This is a genomic window from Streptomyces sp. NPDC002896 (assembly GCF_040295225.1).
In the GTDB taxonomy this organism is placed as follows: domain Bacteria; phylum Actinomycetota; class Actinomycetes; order Streptomycetales; family Streptomycetaceae; genus Streptomyces.
This window is the reverse complement of record NZ_JBEOVA010000049.1, coordinates 1-14,971: the sequence shown is the minus strand read 5'-3', so window position 1 is coordinate 14,971 and position 14,971 is coordinate 1. Positions and strand designations below refer to the sequence as shown.

Genomic DNA, 14,971 nt, shown 5'->3' with positions numbered 1-14,971 from the left:
GGGGGTCGGTCAGCCCTTCACTCCGCCGGATGCGATGCCCTCGATGAGCCGGCGCTGGATGACGGCGTAGAGGATGAGGACGGGCACGATGACGATGACCATGCCGGCGTAGAGACGGCCGTAGTCGGCCGCCGCCTTCTGCGCGGTGAAGAGGTTGAGCAGGCCGACCTGCAACGTCTTGCCCTCGCCGGGGAGCAGGGTGAGCGCGATGATGAAGTCGTTCCAGTAGGCCAGGAAGTTGAACAGGATCACGGTGGTGACCGCCGGGCGCGCCATCGGGAGCATGACTTGGGTCATGATCCGGAAGCGAGACGCCCCGTCCAGGGCGGCGGCCTCCTCGTATTCGACGGGTATCGACCGGAAGTATGCGGTGAGCAGATAGATCGTGAACGGGATCGACGTGGCCGCATAGACGAGCGACAGGACCGCGGGGTTGTCGATGAAGAAGCCGCCGGGAAAGACGTCGATGAGCGAGCGGTCCCAATCGACGAGCATGAGGAAGATCGGCACGACGATGTAGTTGACGTTGACGAAGAGACCGCCCAGGAGCGCGATCTCCACGAGGCCGCGGCCGCGGAACTCGTACCGGGCGATGACGTAGGCCGCCGGCACGGAGACCGCCAGGACGAACACAAGCCCGAGCACCGTGACGAGCACCGATGTCAGGAAGTACTGACCCATGTGCGCGGTGACGAACGCGTCGACGTAGTTCTGGAGTTGTAGGCTCTTCGGCAGCGTCCAGGGGCTGCCGAAGAACTCGCTCTTCTGCTTGAGCGAGGCGAGCAGCACCCAGGCGACCGGCATCGCGATGGCGAGGGCGAGTGCGATGACAAGGGTGTACGTGAGCGCCCGGCCGATCCGCGACCGGGCGGCGCGCGGGTGGTCGGCGCGCGGGTGGTCTGTGCGCGGTCGGAACGAATTGATCATGGTCATGGTGTCTGTCCTCAGAACTGGAGGGGCTCGCGCCGCGTCGCCCGGCTCACCAGGAGCGACACGAGGAACGAGAACGCGAAGATGACGACACCGATGGCCATGCCGTAGCCGTACGACGAGTTCGTGTACGCCTGCTTGTACATGTAGTTCAGCAGGACCTCGGAGGAGCCGTCGGGCCCGCCGCCGGTCATCGCACGAACCAGGACGAAGCTGAGGTTGACGGCGCTCATGATGAAGAACGTCAGCGTTGTGCGGAGGTTTTGCCAGATGAGCGGCAGCGTGATGGCGAAGAACTGCCGGAAGGGGGACGCGCAGTCGAGCGCGCTCGCCTCGTAGAGCTCCTCCGGGATGCTCGCCATGCTCGCCATGTAGAGGACCATGTAATAGCCCAGCGACTGCCAGACCATCGCGATCGCGACGGAGTAGAGCACGAGTTTCTGGTTGCCGAGCCAGACCTGTTGAAGGCCATCGAGGGACAGCAGCCGGAGCGTGCCGTTGAGCAGACCGTTCTTCTGGTCGTACACGGCGGAGAAGATCGCCGCGATCACGACCACCGAGAGCACGTTCGGGATGTAGAGGACGAACCGGTACAGGTTCCGTCCGCGCAGCCGTTGCCGGGTCATGATCGCGGCGAGGAACAGGCCCATGCCCATCGTCACGACGGTCACTACGACCAGGAGCGCGACCGTGTTCTGGAATGCGCGCACGAACTGCTCGTCGTCGAGGAGGTGGGTGAAGTTGTCGAGCCCCACGAAACGCATGCCCGGGGAGAACCCGCTCCAGGTGTAGAGGGACATCCGGAACACGTTCACGGTCGGGACGACCATGAACACCGCGAAGAGCACCAGCGCGGGAAGCAGGCAGGCGAGCACGAAGCCGGCGTTGCCGCGCCCGCGGGCCGGGGCACGGGCGCCGCGCCGGGAACTCCCGGAGGACGGCGCCGGTTCGGATGTGCGGTTCGTCGAGCCTGGGGATGGGGTGGGGGTGGAGAGGGTCGTCACCGTGCCGGTCCTTGGGTCGTCCGCAGCAGTCCTGGGTGAGCGGAGAGGGTCTCCCCGGTCGGAGAGGCGTCGGCGGCGGCCCCGGCTGGGCGGGCCGCCGCCGGGCACGTCAGTCGCCCGCCTCGCGCAGCTTCTCGCTGGCGTCGTTCAGCGCGGCCTGCCACTTGTCCTCAGTGGTGTCGCCGCTGATGATGCTGTTGGCGGTGTCGAAGAGCGTGGCCTTGATGTCGACACCCTCGACCGGTGCGGTGCTCGCGAACCCGCCGACGAGCGCGGCGACCGACGGGTCCTCGTACACCTTGTAGAACTCGGCGTTCTCCCCGGACAGGCTGCTTGCGATGCCTTCGATCGGCTGGATCGCGTTCGACTTGGCGAAGATCTTCGCCGCCTTGTCGGAGTACAGGTAGGCGATGAAGTCCTTCGCCGCGTCCTTGTGTTCGGCGGCGGTGGGGATCCAGACCGACTCGACCGACGTCGTGATGTAGCGCTTGCTGCCCGCGGTGACCGCCGGCAGCGGCGTCAGACCCCACTGGAAGCCCTTTGCGCGTGGCGCATCCGCCATCTCGCCGACAATCCAGGTTCCGTTCGGCATGAACAGCGCCTTGTTGTCGAGGATCAACTGCTGGTTCTTGGTGAAGTCCTGCTCATTGGCGTATCCGACGGTGGCGGGCGCGGCGTAGCCCAGCAGGCGGGTGGTGATGTTGAGGGCCTTGCGGGCGTTCGCCGTCTTCCAGACGTCCTTCTTGTACGTCATGACGTCGGTGTAGAACTGCTCCCCGCCGATGTCCGCGAGGAGCGCGAAGAAGAACGAGTCGAGGTACCCGGCGGTCGGGTAGGTGAACAGGGGTATGCCCTGCTTCTTGGCCTTGTCCCCGAGCGTGAACATCTCGTCCCAGGTGGCCGGGACCTTCCAACCCTTCTGCTCGAACAGGCCCTTGTTGTAGAAGAGCCCGGTCGGGGCGTAGTACATCGGCATCAGGTACGTCTTGTCCGTACCGTAGGGGTTGGTGTTGAGGTTGCCGACGATGCCCTTGGTGAGCTTGTCCCCCGCGGTCTTGTCCTCGCCGGGGACCTTCGCCTTCAGCACCGGTGTGAGGTCCTCCAAGGCCTTGTCCTTGATGAGGGTCTCGGTGAGGGCGGCCTTACGGCCCTGGCCGAGCACCACGACGTCCGGGTACTTTCCCGCCTTCATGTTCGGGGTGATCTCGTCTTCGATGCTCTTCGAGATCTGCAACTGGACATCGATGTCGGGGTGCGAGGCCTCGTATGCCTTGATGACCTGTGTGTACATGTCCCGGCCGTAGCCGCCTTCGAGGGCGGCGACCTTGAGGGTCGTCTTGCCGGAGTCCGAGCCGCTCCCGCCGGCCGAGCAGCCGGCGAGCAGTCCGAGCACCGTGACCGCGGCGCCCGCGAGGACGAGCGATCTCCTCATGTGAGGTCCTTCCCGTGGACAGTTGCCCACCTGGCTGCGAGCGGTAGAACAAGTCCGGGGCCAGCCCCTTCGGAGGCCACACCGCCGTGACGCCACGCCACCGCGCCTGGGATCTGGATCACATGGCGACCCGGGCTTGTTACGGTGGCACCGATAACATGCAGGCTTACGGTGGCACCGATCCATATGAAGGCGCAAGGGGCCCACAAGAGGCATTTCAACGAACGGCTGGCGCGTTGCTCAGAGGGAGCGCGGCGGTGCCGTGGAGGCGCGTACCGACAGTGACGCGGTGGCGACGGATTCATCGACGTCGGCATCGTCGCCCTGCAGCAGCAGGGCGACGGCCGCCGCGCCGTAGCGGTAGAAGTCCTGCCGGACGGTCGTCAGCGGCGGAGAGCAGTGGGCCGCCAGGGCGATGTCGTCGACGCTCACGATGGACACGTCCTCGGGCACCGACCGGCCGCGCTCGCGCAAGGCGCGGATCACCCCGAAGGCCATCTCGTCGCTGGCGACGAAGACCGCGGTCACCTCCGGGATCATCGCGATGATCTGCCCTTGCCGGTATCCCGAGTCGGGCGACCAGTCGCCCTCGAGGGGAGGCGGCGCCACGATCCCGGCTGTGGCCAGGCACTCCTGCCAGCCCTGTCGCCGCTGGCGCGCTTCGATCCACTCGTCCGGCCCGGAGATGTGCCAGACCTGGCGGTGCCCCAGGTCGAGCAGGTGCTGCGTGGCGACACGGCCCGCCTCCTGCTGGTCGATCCCGAGCACCCGGGCGCCCGCTGTCCGCGAGCCGTCGAGGGTGACGGTCGGGATGTCGCGGGTGATGTCCTCCATCTTCCGTGTCACGGAGATGAGCGGTACAGCGATGACGAAGCCGTCGACGCCCTGGTCGGCGAGCTTGGACAGGGATCGCTCCATCAGCCCGGTGTCGAGCGCGGCGATGGTTGCGATGCTCACCGCGTACCCGGCCGCGCCGGCGGCCGCCTCGACACCGGCGGTCACCGCCGAGCGCGAGTAGTACCCGCCGGACGCCAGCAGCACGAGTCCGATGGTGTGGCTGCGCCCGGAGGAGAGCGCCCTGGCGGCGCTGTTGAACCGGTAGCCGACCTGTTCCACGGCGGCGAGCACGCGCCTCTTGGTCTCGGGGTTGACGTTCGGCGAGTCGCGGAGCGCACGCGAGACGGTCTGCGCCGACACCCCGGCGGTCCGAGCCACATCAGCCATGCTCGGCTGCCTCAGCCTCGCGGTGCCCTCGGTCATGGCGCTCCTCTCCCGCGGCCGGCCCGCGACTTCGTCCATCAGATCCTATCGAACTTGTTACTCATGGCATCGATAACATACGCTCGCAACGTGACTGAGCCGCCCACGACGCACATCTCTCCGGCCCACACCAACATCGATGCGACGGCCGGCGCCGCCACGAGCGCTCTCACCTGGCGTGGAGGCCGCGTGTACCGGCATGGCGTCCCCCATCGCATCCTGTCCGGGGCGCTGCACTACTTCCGCGTCCACCCCGACCTCTGGCGGGACCGGATCCGCCGCCTCGCCGACCTCGGACTCAACACCGTCGACACCTATGTGGCATGGAACTTCCATCAGCCCCACGAGGACGAGGCGCCACGCTTCGACGGCTGGCGGGACGTCGAGCGGTTCATCCGCACGGTGGGCGAGGAGGGCCTCGACGTCATCGTCCGGCCCGGCCCGTACATCTGCGCGGAGTGGTCCAACGGCGGCCTGCCGAGCTGGCTCACCGGCCGGGACGTCGCGGTCCGCAGCTCGGATCCGGCGTTCACCTCCGCCGTCGGCCGCTGGTTCGACGAGCTGGTCCCGCGCATCGCCGCGCTCCAGGCATCCGAAGGAGGGCCGGTCGTGGCGGTGCAGGTGGAGAACGAGTTCGGCAGCTTCGGCGACGACCATGCCTATCTGCGCTGGAATCGCCAGGCCCTGACCACACGGGGCATCCGGGAGCTGCTGTTCACCGCTGACGGACCCACCGAGCTCATGCTGGACGGCGGCACCCTGCCCGGGACCCTGACGGCCGTCACGCTGGGCTCCGAGCCCGACGCCGCCCGGCAGCTCCTCGCGGCACGGCGACCGGACGAACCGTTCGTGGTCGCCGAGTTCTGGAACGGCTGGTTCGACCACTGGGGCAAGCGGCACCACGTCCGCGGGGTGGACAGCGCGGTCCGGACACTCCGCGGCATCATCGCCGACGGCGGCAGCGTGAGCATCTACATGGCACACGGCGGCACCAACTTCGGGCTCTGGGCGGGCGCCAACGAGGACGGGGGCCGCCTGCAACCCATCGTGACGAGCTACGACTCCGACGCGCCGATCGCCGAGGACGGCAGCCTCACCGCCAAGTTCTTCGCCGTACGGGAGGCGCTCGGCGCCCGTGGACCCCTCCGCTCACCCGAGCAGATGCCGACGCTCCCGCCGAACCGCGTCCCGCTCGTCCACCGTGCCGACCTGCTCGCCGGCCTCCGCGCCGTGCCGGCCCCGACCTCGACCGCCCCGCGCCCTGCCTCGTTCGAACAACTCGGGCTCGACGCGGGAATGGTCCTGCACACCGCGCATCCGCGCATCCCGGCGGGCGAGCACCGGCTCGTCCTCACCGACGTACGCGACCGGGCACTGGTCTTCGGCGACGGCACCCTCCTCGGCGTCGCCGAACCCGGTGACCCGGAACTCCCCATACACGGAACCGGCGACGTCGTACAGCTGGAGGTCCTGGTCGAGAACCTCGGCCGGGTGAACTACGGGCCGGGCATCGGCCGGCACAAGGGCCTGCTCGGTCCCGTCCTCATCGACCGGCGCATCGTGCAGGGCTGGGACAGCACGCCGGTCGCGCTGCAGGAGTGGTCCTCCACGGAGCTGGCCGGCGCGGTCGCCGCCGGTCCCGCGACCACACACGCCGGGTTCGCCGTCGCGATGTTCCACGTCGACACGCCCGCGGACACCTTCCTCGCGCTGCCGGGATCGAGCCGCGGCCTCGTCTGGGTCAACGGGTTCCTGCTCGGCCGCTACTGGGAGATCGGACCGCAGGTCACGCTGTACTGCCCGGCACCCCTGCTGCGCATCGGTGAGAACACCATGACGGTCCTCGAGCTGGAACGGCTCGGCGGAATCCTGGAGTTGCGGGATCGCCCCGAGCTGGGACCGCCAGAGGAGTACGTCGAGGAGTTCGGCTGACGAAGTCCCCAAACCGAGCCGACCGCCAGATCTGGCAGCGTCTCCACCGCCCGCAGGACGATGACCTTTTGCCCCGCGGGCCTCGGTCGTACGGTGGACGACTCCCAGGGCATGGCACTCCGGGCGCCCGATGACCCTCTAGGCGCGGCCTACGAGGTCACGCGCGGAACCGCAGAGCTGGGGTCGAAGCCTGCGAAGGCCAGCCCGATGACGAAACCCGCCACCTCCTCCGGCTGACGGACGCGATCCAGCGACCCAAGAACCGCCGGCGTTCCGCCGACATCCCGCACCAGCTCGCTGACGACGCTCAGCGCCCCCAAATCGTCGCCGCACATCGCCACCGTCACACGCGCCGCGCCGCCACCCGGAGCTGTTGTCCACTGGGCGGCGGGAAAGAGATGGAACGCCTTGACGACATGCGCTCCCGGAGCCTGCCCGGCGATCCGCTTCGCCATCGACTCGCCGTGTTCCGTGAGTAGAAAACCGACACCATGCGCGACGGCATTCGTGGGATCGATCAACGCCGTCCCCTCCAGCGAACCGCCGGACGCGCCCACCGATCCCAGCATCTCCTCGACGCCATCCCATGACACGGCGAGCAGCACCGCATCGCGCCTGATGACGGCCTCACGCGGCGCCACGGCGAGCACGCCTGGGCCCAGCCGATCGGCAAGCTCCTCTGCCTTGGCCTGCGACCGCCCGCCGATCACCACCTCATGCCCTGCACGTGCCCAGCCCTCACCCAGCGCCGCCGCCAGCGTCCCCGTTCCCAGGATCCCGATACGCATCGTCACTTCCCGTCTTATAGAGAGCAGTTGGGCAGCTACGGTAAAGAAGGCATTACGCACCGATCGGTGTGTATCAAGCGCGCGATGATGGCTGGCGAGATGAGTGATCACGAAGCCCACTGCTACGAGCTGGTTGCCGATTGCCGCCTGCGCGCCGCTACCGATCTTTTCGCCCACACGTGGGATCCCGTGGTCCTGGCGGCCCTTCACCTGGGACCGCGCCGGCGCCGCGAACTCCGCGCCGCCATCGGCGGCATCAGCGACAAAGTCCTCACCGACACCTTGCACCGCCTACTCGCCAACGGCCTCGTCGACCGCCACGCACACGCCGAGGCGCCACCTCGCGTCGAATACGGCCTGACCAGCTTGGGGCAGAGCCTGGTCGACGGCCCGATGAGGGCACTCGGCCTCTGGACGATCGAGCACGGTGACGAGCTCCTTGCCGCCCAAGAAAAGGGTGCACGGCGGGCATCCACGTAAAGTGCGGCCACGGACCGGAAGAACTGTGCCCGCTTGGAGGCAGTAGTGAAGCGTCCCGGCATGTCGCGGCGTGAGCGTCTGGCTGCCCACAGCACCGTTTCCACTGCTTTGGCCTTGTGCAGTGACGACAGATTGAACGACCTTGTCGACGCGGCTGTGCCGCTTGGTTCCGGTATCGGGGGCCGGTCGGCGCTGCTGGATATCGACGGGACCCCGGTCTTCATCAAGCGGGTCCCGTTGACCGATACGGAGAGGTTGCCGGAAAACGTGCGGTCCACCGCGAACGTATTCGGGCTGCCCGCCTTCTGTCAATACGGTATCGGCGGCCCGAGTTTCGGGGCCTGGCGGGAGCTGGCGGCGCACATCATGACCACGAACTGGGTGCTCGCAAACCAGTACCAGGACTTTCCCCTGATGTACCACTGGCGCGTACTGCCGGACACGGTGCCACCTCTCCCCGAAGAACTGGCAATTTAGAGCCGACTCCACCCAGGAGCAGGCCCTGACGGCTAATCCCGGTCGAGGGCGGTGCACACGCAGACCCTGTTGCCGTCGGGATCGGCAAGCACGGTGAACGCCGGCGCATGGGAATCGTCGACAACGGTGCCTCCGGCGGTGACGGCGGCCGTGATACGTGAGTCGGCCTGCTCCGGAGCCAGCCACAGGTCGATGTGTCAGCGCTGACGCGGGGTCTTGTGGGCGTCGGTCGCATCTGGGCCGAGCAGTACCACCGGGACAGGCAGGGGGTGTGCTGGCGGGAGGGCAAGGCACTCCGGAGTATGTCTCGGCAATCTTCAGCTCATCGCAGCTACCCCGGGGTGTAAAGGCGGAACTCGGCGTAGGACGGGCGGTAGATGGTGAAGTTGACGGTGCCGTGGGCGAACCCTGAAGGCGTTGTCAGGTGAGGAAGTTCAAAAGTGCCGCAGTGAGCTCGGCTGGAGTGTCCTCTTGGACCAGGTGGCCGGCGCCGGGCAGCAGATGCAGCTCGGCTGTCGGTATACGGGCTGCCAACTCGTGTGCCTTGGTCACGGGTATCCACGTGTCGTCCTCTCCCCAACACACCAGGACGGGGACGGAGATGGAGCCGTAATGTTCCTGGATCTCATCGGTGAAGCGCTGGTCGGCCTGCGCGATCTGGCGGTAGAAGGCCCGCTGGCCGTCTTCGCCGAGCCACGGTTCGACAAGGCGGTCGAGGACCGCCGGGTGGAGCCCAGGGCTGCTCGCCGAGCTGACGTATTCGCGCACGAGTACACGGTGCAGGTCGGGCGGCAACTGCTCGAAGACCTTGAAGTGCTCGCCGACCAGGCGGAAGAACGGCGAGCCCCAGGGCGCCAGGGCGACCGGGTCGACCAGTGCAAGCCGCCGGTAGCGTGCGCCGTGCAGCAGATGGGCGCGCAGGGCGACAGCGCCGCCGAAATCGTGTGCCACAACGAGGGGTTCGGCCGCCCCCCAATGCTCCAGCAGCTCGGTGAAGACCCTGCCCTGAGCGGCGAGCGAGACGTCCTGCCCGTCCAACTTCGCCGAAGCGCCATAGCCGGGCATGTCCCAGACGAACACCTCATGATGTGCCGCGAGCGCGCGGGCGATGCTGCGCCAGACGTAGGAGGAGAACGGCGTGCCGTGCAGCAGAACCACCGGCGGCGCGGCCGGGTTACCGAGCCGCTCCCAGCGCACCTCACCCGAGCTGCTGTCAAACGTCCTGGACAGCTCCCAGTCACGCAACGCGTCCACCCCTCAATGTAAGGTGTCACCATCCGATTGACACCTTACGTGTCGTGATGGGGCGGCGCCAGGGCTGGAGTTCAGCGGGTTCTGCAAAGCCCTGGCATCTGCCGAAGAAGACGGCGAAGTAGGCACGGCCAAGTTTGCCGGCGCCGATGCCGACCTCGAGGATCCCGTCGGGTGCGGGCTTTCGCTGCTGCTCGGCGCGCTGGCGCTCCAGCAGGAGCAAAGACACAGGTCCGAGCCCGGGGACCGGGGCAAGCCTGGTTATCCAAGATGCACGTCCTGTTGGATGGGAACGGACTGCCCCTGGTCGTCGGAGTATCGGCTGGCAAAACCTACGACAGCGAAGGCCCCCGCGACGGCGGACGGCGACCTCATCGCCCGCTGGGCTCCGGAACAAGCAATTCCTTACTGGTTCGAACCGTCCGAGTCGGAGATGAGTCCACCGGTCTGTTCTCCCTCAAGGAAGCGCGCATACCAGAGCGGCCAGTCCGCGTCCCGGTGCCCGAGCTCCTCCTCATACCGCCCATGTGCCTGCTCCGCACGTATGAGGGCCTGGGCCAGTTCGTCCGCCGAAGCGAATGCCACAGGCATCGGATTCTCTCCCGTCTCTTTCCGTCGGCCAGTTTCAGGCAGCCCGACGACGAGATCGGCTGCCTGGGAGCTGCCGACACGGGGTCAAGCAGCGTCACCGGCCTGGAAGCCGTTCGGTGACTTCCTGCAATATCCAGCCGTTGCCGTCCGGGTCAGTGAACGAGGCGAACGACGCGTAGCTGCGCCGCTCGGGATCGGGACCGGGCACCCGGTCCTTGGTGCCCGCGTGGTGGAACACTCCGCCCGCGTCGTGGAAGGCCTCGCTCACCTCAACCCCGTTTCGGGCCAGCTCCGCCCGCGCCGCCTCGATGTCCGAGACCACGAGGTACAGGCCCTCGGCAGACCCCGGCACGGCCGAGCTGACCCCGTTGCCGAAGATCACCGAGCACGCGGAACCCGGCGGTGTCAGTTGCACCACGCGGAAGCCGTCACCGGCGGCGAAGTCAGCATCCAGCCGCCACCCCAGCGCCTTGTAGAAGCTCTTCGACCGGTCGACGTCGGCGACGGGGATCACGACGACTTCGAGTCTCATATCCACGATGGAGCCCTCCTGCATTTCTGGCAGCTATGCAAGCCGCCGGTCCACGAGTCCCGCGCTCTGGCGCGCAGTACTGGGTTTGCGCCTGTGACACGGCTGGTGAGGGTTCTCTTTTTGAGCGCCGCAGCCGTGTTCTTGTAGACGTCCAGCGATGTGGTGGACAGGAGGCTGCGCGGAACCGACCGGATCTGGGACGGCTGCTGAGGGTCGACGGTCGCCTGGGTGTCGGCTCCCGCCCGGGGGCGGCGGAGAATGCCGCGGCGGAGAGACCCCTTCACGATACTGCTCAGCCGCAGCAGCGTCACCCAGGAACCTTTTCGTACTCAATTGCTGGCCACGGGGTCTGCGGTCAGAACGGCAGGTCGATCCATTCACCGGTTTCAGCGGTGCGCAGGCACCCGGCCAGTCCCGCGTCGTCGAACGCTTGCTGGATGTCGGTGCGCTCTTCGCTGAAGTGCGCCCAGCTGTCGCAGTGGGCAGGCACCACGAGGGGCGCACCAAGCACGGACGCAGCGGCGCTCGCCCGCTGTGCGGACAAGGTCAGCGGGTGCCCGCGCATCTTGCTCGGCACACGAGCCGCTCCCATGAACAGGACCGCGACGTCGATGCGCGGCATTCGGCAGGCGATCTCGGCAATGGTGACAGCCCTTGCCAGCGCCCCGCGCCGAGCAAAGCCGGGGAGGGTGCCGCTGCCCCGGGCGCCCCAGGCGCGGTGCAGCCGTCAGCAGTAACACCCGACGTCGGTGACCTCGAGCACGGTGCCACGGGACATGTACTCGATCCAGCACTGCTGGCCGAACGCTGCTGCGATCACCCCTCGCGCCGGGGCCGGCGCCTCGGCCACGGCGGCGATGATCATGATGATCTCCTTGCGCGCGTCGTCAGGCACGTCCCACAACACGTCGGCGGCGCGTTGGATCAATTCGACTCGCATTGCGCACCCCTTGGCAGGAGCAGCGTGGTACGGCGCAGGGCCCGGGCTCGGATGGAGCTGAGGCCAACCAAGACCAGAGTCGCTCGACAGCTCTGGCCATGTACAGAGGCACAGCGAAACCTCGCGCACATGGTGCAGGGGCACACGCATGCCTGCTGCGGTGTCGGCGCCGCGCCCTCCGGCACCGGGTGCCTCACGACCAGCCCCCGCAAGCCAGAGGCCATCGGCTGAACTGACCGCCGAGCCTCGGAAGGGCTCAGCTGACGCGGGTGCGCGAGGAAACACCTCGCGTCCTCCATATCTCCTTCCACTGCTCGGTACGGGCAGCAGCCAGCACCGGGTCATGCGCATCAACCCGTTCGACCGCCAGACTCACCCCGCAACGTCGGCACAGCTGGTGAACCCGGGAGACGCCGTCGGACCAGGGCCTGGCATCGTCCCGGCCGCCGCACACCAGGCACGTCAGGGCAGCCGTATCCCCGGGCGCGGCTGACGAACGCAGGACCTGGTCGACCACTGCGGACAACTCACCGTCGGGATGGACCGCAGGGTCGGGGGAGAAGGCGATGTTTCCCCATCCCCGCTGCCAGTCTCGCCAGGTCTCGTTGCGCCGCGGCTGCCGATGACCACGAGCCTTCTCAGCCCGCCGTCGCGCGGCATAGGCGCGCTCGTCAGCCAGCCAGAGCTGCCGAGCAGCGTGCAATTCTTCGATCGCCCGCACAAGGGAGCGCGGGTCATCGTCCATCTCCTCGGGGATCCCCGCGCTGACGCACAGATGGTGGTACGTGGCGCGGAATCCGTAGGGCGCGAAGTGCACAAGGCACGACCGCAAGTTCGTATGCCGGACACGGGCCGGGAGGCCGCCGTCGAGGACCCGTCTCCGGTGTGTCGTGAAGCTGCTCATCCTGGGACGCGACGGTCCGCCAGCCTGGGCGCGCACCTTACTTTGGCCGTGCTTGCCGGTGCTCCTGCGTCGGCTGCCGGGTGTCCCGGGCGGTGAGGGTGACCCCCGTGGCGACTGTTGCTGTCGCCACCAGCCCGGCGGTCAGCACGGCCCAGTTGCCGAGGAAGGTGCACAGCAGAATCAGAACAGCAGAGACGGGCAGGGTCAGCTGCTGGGCCGGCCCGCGCTTGAAGTAGCGGGCGTGCAGTACGTACACCGTGATCAGGAACAGGGCTGTCGGAATCGTCACCGCCGCGGCGGCCGCCGTCACCGAGATGTGGGCCTTGTGTACGGCCTGCTCCACGGCCACCTCCAGGCCCGCCCCGATAGCGGCGCCGGAGGCGAAGATCAGGTAGTGCCCGTACCCCCACAGGAACCCTTCCTTGCTGGAGAGCAGTCTCCTGTGGGCGGGCACCACGAAGTAGATCCACCAGGCCGCGAAGACGATCAGCAGCCCGCCGACGGCGATCGGCGCCAGCTCGCCCAGGGCGTGGTCTTCGTCGAGCGCCGACTGGACCGCGACGGTGGCCGCCAGGACGGTCTCGCCCAGCACGATGATGGTGAACAACCCGTACCGCTCGGCGATGTGGTGCGGATGCCAGCTGGTATTCCAGCGGCGCTCGGCCACCAGCGGCACGCACATCTCGGCAAGGGCCATGACCAGGAAGACCCAGACCCTGACGGACTCGGGCACGAACAGCAGGCCAAGCCAGCCGAGCTGGCACAGCGACACCCCGCCCGCGTACGCAAGGGCCATGGCCCGCTCCTCGCCGGAGGTGGACCGTGCCGCGCGCAGCCACTGGGTGACCAGCGCCAGCCGCATCACCACATAGCCGAAGCAGACGACCGTGAAGTCATGCTCGCCGAAGGCGCGGGACACCCCGGCCGCGAGGATCAGCACGCCGGCGATCTGCACCAGTGTCGTGACGCGGTACGGCACGTCGTCCGTGTCGTACGCCGAGGCGAACCAGGTGAAGTTCATCCAGGCCCACCAGATCGCGAAGAACACCATCGCGTAGTTCACGACGCCACTCGCCGCATGATCCTCAGCGACGGCGTGCACCAGCTGGGCGCCCGCCAGATTGACGGCCACGACGAAGCACAGGTCGAAGAGGAGTTCCAATGGTGTCGCGGAGCGGTGCGCCTCGTGCCGGTTGCGGGCGGTCATCCGGCGTATCGGGGATGCAGCGGGTGTCGATGTCACGGCACCAGCACAGCAGATCCGATGGGCCGTTGCCTACGCCGCCCGTCCGGCACACGCAGCACGCACCTTGCGCCCTGGTCAGCGTGTTGCGCCATGGTGGTCACGCGGGCCGGCGCCCAGTGGGACCTCATCTGCGGCAGGTCGCCGACGCCGATCCGTGATCACGTGTCGCCGCGCCAGCCGCCGGCTGGTCGGTCCACACACGGGGGCAGATCACCGAGTTCTCCGCCGCAGGCCTGTCGGTAAGGACAGGAATTCGAGGCGCTGGTCGGGCAAGGTGGAGGGATGCCTGAGCTGCCCCTGCCCGGAGGTTTCGTCAATCACGTCGTTCGCGTCGGTGAAACCGTACGCCGCCCCGCATCCGCCAGAACCCAATTCGTCGGTCACGTCCTCGATCTGCTGGAGGCCCATGGCTGGTCAGGAGCGCCGCGCTACCTCGGCAGGGATGAGGAAGGCCGCGAGATCCTCAGCTACCTCGACGGGCATGTGGCCTGGGAAAGGCAGCAGCCGGCCGCTGTGGTGTCCGATGAGAGCCTTGCCCGTGTCGCCCTGCTCGTCCGTGAGTTCCACGATCTGACGGCCGGTACCGAGCTGGCCGGAGCGTACGAGGTCGTGTGCCACAACGACCTGTCGCCCAAGAACACCATCTACCGTCCGATGGGCGGCGCTCTGCGTCCGGTGGGCTTCATCGACTGGGATCTCGCAGCGCCAGGTGACCGGATCCATGACGTGGCCCATGTGTGCTGGCAGTACCTCGGGCTCGGCCCGGAGGTCGCGGACGTCGCCGATGCCGCTCGGCGGATGCGGTTGATCGCTGACAGCTACCAGCTGTCGGAGCGGCGTGATCTCGTATCGACGATCCTGTGGTGGCAGGACCACTGCTGGCGCGGCATCGAGGCCGCGGCGGAATCCGGCGATCGCGCGATGGTCCGCCTTCGCGACGCGGGAGTGGTCACACAAGTGCAGGGCGCTTATCGGTGGGTCGTGGAGCAGCGGGCTGCCTTGGAGCGTGCACTGCGCTGAGCTGAGCGAGCCCTGGCGGCGGGCAGGGGGGCACGCCGTTCAACGGGAGGGGACGACCATGTTCATGCCAGACGGTGCGGCGCTGCGCGGCAGGCTCACCAGTTGGATTAGCCAACCGTAGTGATGCTGTGGCAGGGTGTGACGCGCACGCCCGGCGCCCAGGCGACGTCGGGCACCCTCCCCG

16 protein-coding genes and 2 pseudogenes are annotated in these 14,971 nt (G+C 67.8%); 5 read left to right on the top strand and 13 right to left on the bottom strand.

Going from position 1 to position 14,971, the window contains the following annotated elements:
* Positions 1 to 9 precede the first annotated feature (9 nt).
* The 4 genes from ABT009_RS43165 to ABT009_RS43150 form a co-directional block, all read right to left on the bottom strand.
* The gene (locus tag ABT009_RS43165) at positions 10 to 933 is read right to left on the bottom strand and encodes a carbohydrate ABC transporter permease (protein WP_351307476.1); all 924 of its coding nucleotides are present in this window, start codon (positions 931 to 933) and stop codon (positions 10 to 12) included.
* Positions 934 to 944: 11 nt separating this feature from the next.
* On the bottom strand, positions 945 to 1,934 hold the full coding sequence (locus ABT009_RS43160) for a carbohydrate ABC transporter permease (protein WP_351307473.1): 990 nt from the start codon (positions 1,932 to 1,934) through the stop codon (positions 945 to 947).
* Positions 1,935 to 2,043: 109 nt separating this feature from the next.
* A complete protein-coding gene (locus ABT009_RS43155; RefSeq protein ID WP_351307470.1) occupies positions 2,044 to 3,366 on the bottom strand; it encodes a carbohydrate ABC transporter substrate-binding protein in 1,323 nt (440 codons plus the stop codon).
* Positions 3,367 to 3,606: 240 nt separating this feature from the next.
* Positions 3,607 to 4,626, bottom strand: coding sequence for a LacI family DNA-binding transcriptional regulator (locus ABT009_RS43150; protein ID WP_351307468.1), 1,020 nt, complete (start codon positions 4,624 to 4,626; stop codon positions 3,607 to 3,609).
* 63 nt (positions 4,627 to 4,689) lie between these two features.
* Between ABT009_RS43150 and ABT009_RS43145 the strand changes: the two genes are divergently transcribed.
* Positions 4,690 to 6,558 (top strand): glycoside hydrolase family 35 protein, encoded by a 1,869-nt coding sequence (locus ABT009_RS43145; protein ID WP_351307465.1) that lies wholly within the window; start codon positions 4,690 to 4,692, stop codon positions 6,556 to 6,558.
* A gap of 149 nt (positions 6,559 to 6,707) precedes the next feature.
* Here ABT009_RS43145 and ABT009_RS43140 read toward each other — a convergent pair whose 3' ends face one another.
* Positions 6,708 to 7,466, bottom strand: a complete 759-nt coding sequence (locus ABT009_RS43140; protein ID WP_351307462.1) for an NAD(P)-binding domain-containing protein — start codon at positions 7,464 to 7,466, stop codon at positions 6,708 to 6,710.
* On the opposite strand from ABT009_RS43140, the gene ABT009_RS43135 reads away from it, so the two are divergent.
* The gene (locus ABT009_RS43135) at positions 7,446 to 7,826 is read left to right on the top strand and encodes a winged helix-turn-helix transcriptional regulator (protein ID WP_351307459.1); all 381 of its coding nucleotides are present in this window, start codon (positions 7,446 to 7,448) and stop codon (positions 7,824 to 7,826) included. The genes ABT009_RS43140 and ABT009_RS43135 overlap by 21 nt on opposite strands.
* A gap of 60 nt (positions 7,827 to 7,886) precedes the next feature.
* A pseudogene (locus ABT009_RS43130) lies at positions 7,887 to 8,297 on the top strand (protein kinase family protein); the annotation flags it as partial.
* Positions 8,298 to 8,335: 38 nt separating this feature from the next.
* On the opposite strand, the gene ABT009_RS43125 reads toward ABT009_RS43130, so the two are convergent.
* Together ABT009_RS43125 and ABT009_RS43120 are read right to left on the bottom strand one after the other, a co-directional pair.
* Entirely contained in the window at positions 8,336 to 8,491 is a 156-nt protein-coding gene (locus tag ABT009_RS43125; protein ID WP_351307557.1) for a VOC family protein, read from the bottom strand.
* 232 nt (positions 8,492 to 8,723) lie between these two features.
* Positions 8,724 to 9,548, bottom strand: coding sequence for an alpha/beta fold hydrolase (locus tag ABT009_RS43120; protein ID WP_351307554.1), 825 nt, complete (start codon positions 9,546 to 9,548; stop codon positions 8,724 to 8,726).
* A gap of 233 nt (positions 9,549 to 9,781) precedes the next feature.
* Here ABT009_RS43120 and ABT009_RS47625 point away from each other — a divergent pair.
* Positions 9,782 to 9,932 (top strand): annotated as a pseudogene (locus tag ABT009_RS47625) (IS5/IS1182 family transposase); the annotation flags it as partial.
* Positions 9,933 to 9,959: 27 nt separating this feature from the next.
* Here ABT009_RS47625 and ABT009_RS43110 read toward each other — a convergent pair.
* The 6 genes from ABT009_RS43110 to ABT009_RS43085 all read right to left on the bottom strand — a co-directional run bounded on the left by ABT009_RS43110 (position 9,960) and on the right by ABT009_RS43085 (position 13,728).
* Positions 9,960 to 10,145 carry a hypothetical protein gene (locus ABT009_RS43110; protein WP_351307568.1) on the bottom strand — a complete coding sequence of 62 codons (186 nt, stop codon included), beginning with the start codon at positions 10,143 to 10,145 and terminating at the stop codon, positions 9,960 to 9,962.
* A gap of 94 nt (positions 10,146 to 10,239) precedes the next feature.
* Positions 10,240 to 10,683 (bottom strand): VOC family protein, encoded by a 444-nt coding sequence (locus ABT009_RS43105; RefSeq protein WP_351307455.1) that lies wholly within the window; start codon positions 10,681 to 10,683, stop codon positions 10,240 to 10,242.
* 349 nt (positions 10,684 to 11,032) lie between these two features.
* Positions 11,033 to 11,299, bottom strand: a complete 267-nt coding sequence (locus ABT009_RS43100; protein ID WP_351307452.1) for a hypothetical protein — start codon at positions 11,297 to 11,299, stop codon at positions 11,033 to 11,035.
* A gap of 105 nt (positions 11,300 to 11,404) precedes the next feature.
* Entirely contained in the window at positions 11,405 to 11,617 is a 213-nt protein-coding gene (locus ABT009_RS43095) for a hypothetical protein (RefSeq protein WP_351307449.1), read from the bottom strand.
* 256 nt (positions 11,618 to 11,873) lie between these two features.
* Entirely contained in the window at positions 11,874 to 12,362 is a 489-nt protein-coding gene (locus ABT009_RS43090; RefSeq protein ID WP_351307446.1) for a hypothetical protein, read from the bottom strand.
* A gap of 196 nt (positions 12,363 to 12,558) precedes the next feature.
* Positions 12,559 to 13,728: a low temperature requirement protein A gene (locus tag ABT009_RS43085; RefSeq protein ID WP_351307443.1), complete on the bottom strand. Its 1,170-nt coding sequence runs from the start codon at positions 13,726 to 13,728 to the stop codon at positions 12,559 to 12,561.
* A gap of 321 nt (positions 13,729 to 14,049) precedes the next feature.
* Between ABT009_RS43085 and ABT009_RS43080 the strand changes: the two genes are divergently transcribed.
* Positions 14,050 to 14,787, top strand: a complete 738-nt coding sequence (locus ABT009_RS43080) for a phosphotransferase (protein ID WP_351307440.1) — start codon at positions 14,050 to 14,052, stop codon at positions 14,785 to 14,787.
* Positions 14,788 to 14,971 lie beyond the last annotated feature (184 nt).

Coding starts and splice junctions, on each gene's coding strand:
- ABT009_RS43095 (WP_351307449.1), bottom strand. CDS start 11,617: ATGCGAGTCGAATTGATCCAACGCGCCGCCGACGTGTTGTGGGACGTG.
- ABT009_RS43110 (WP_351307568.1), bottom strand. CDS start 10,145: ATGCCTGTGGCATTCGCTTCGGCGGACGAACTGGCCCAGGCCCTCATA.
- ABT009_RS43090 (WP_351307446.1), bottom strand. CDS start 12,362: ATGGACGATGACCCGCGCTCCCTTGTGCGGGCGATCGAAGAATTGCAC.
- ABT009_RS43150 (WP_351307468.1), bottom strand. CDS start 4,626: ATGACCGAGGGCACCGCGAGGCTGAGGCAGCCGAGCATGGCTGATGTG.
- ABT009_RS43085 (WP_351307443.1), bottom strand. CDS start 13,728: ATGACCGCCCGCAACCGGCACGAGGCGCACCGCTCCGCGACACCATTG.
- ABT009_RS43165 (WP_351307476.1), bottom strand. CDS start 933: ATGACCATGATCAATTCGTTCCGACCGCGCACAGACCACCCGCGCGCC.
- ABT009_RS43135 (WP_351307459.1), top strand. CDS start 7,446: ATGAGTGATCACGAAGCCCACTGCTACGAGCTGGTTGCCGATTGCCGC.
- ABT009_RS43145 (WP_351307465.1), top strand. CDS start 4,690: ATGGCATCGATAACATACGCTCGCAACGTGACTGAGCCGCCCACGACG.
- ABT009_RS43155 (WP_351307470.1), bottom strand. CDS start 3,366: ATGAGGAGATCGCTCGTCCTCGCGGGCGCCGCGGTCACGGTGCTCGGA.
- ABT009_RS43100 (WP_351307452.1), bottom strand. CDS start 11,299: ATGCCGCGCATCGACGTCGCGGTCCTGTTCATGGGAGCGGCTCGTGTG.
- ABT009_RS43080 (WP_351307440.1), top strand. CDS start 14,050: ATGCCTGAGCTGCCCCTGCCCGGAGGTTTCGTCAATCACGTCGTTCGC.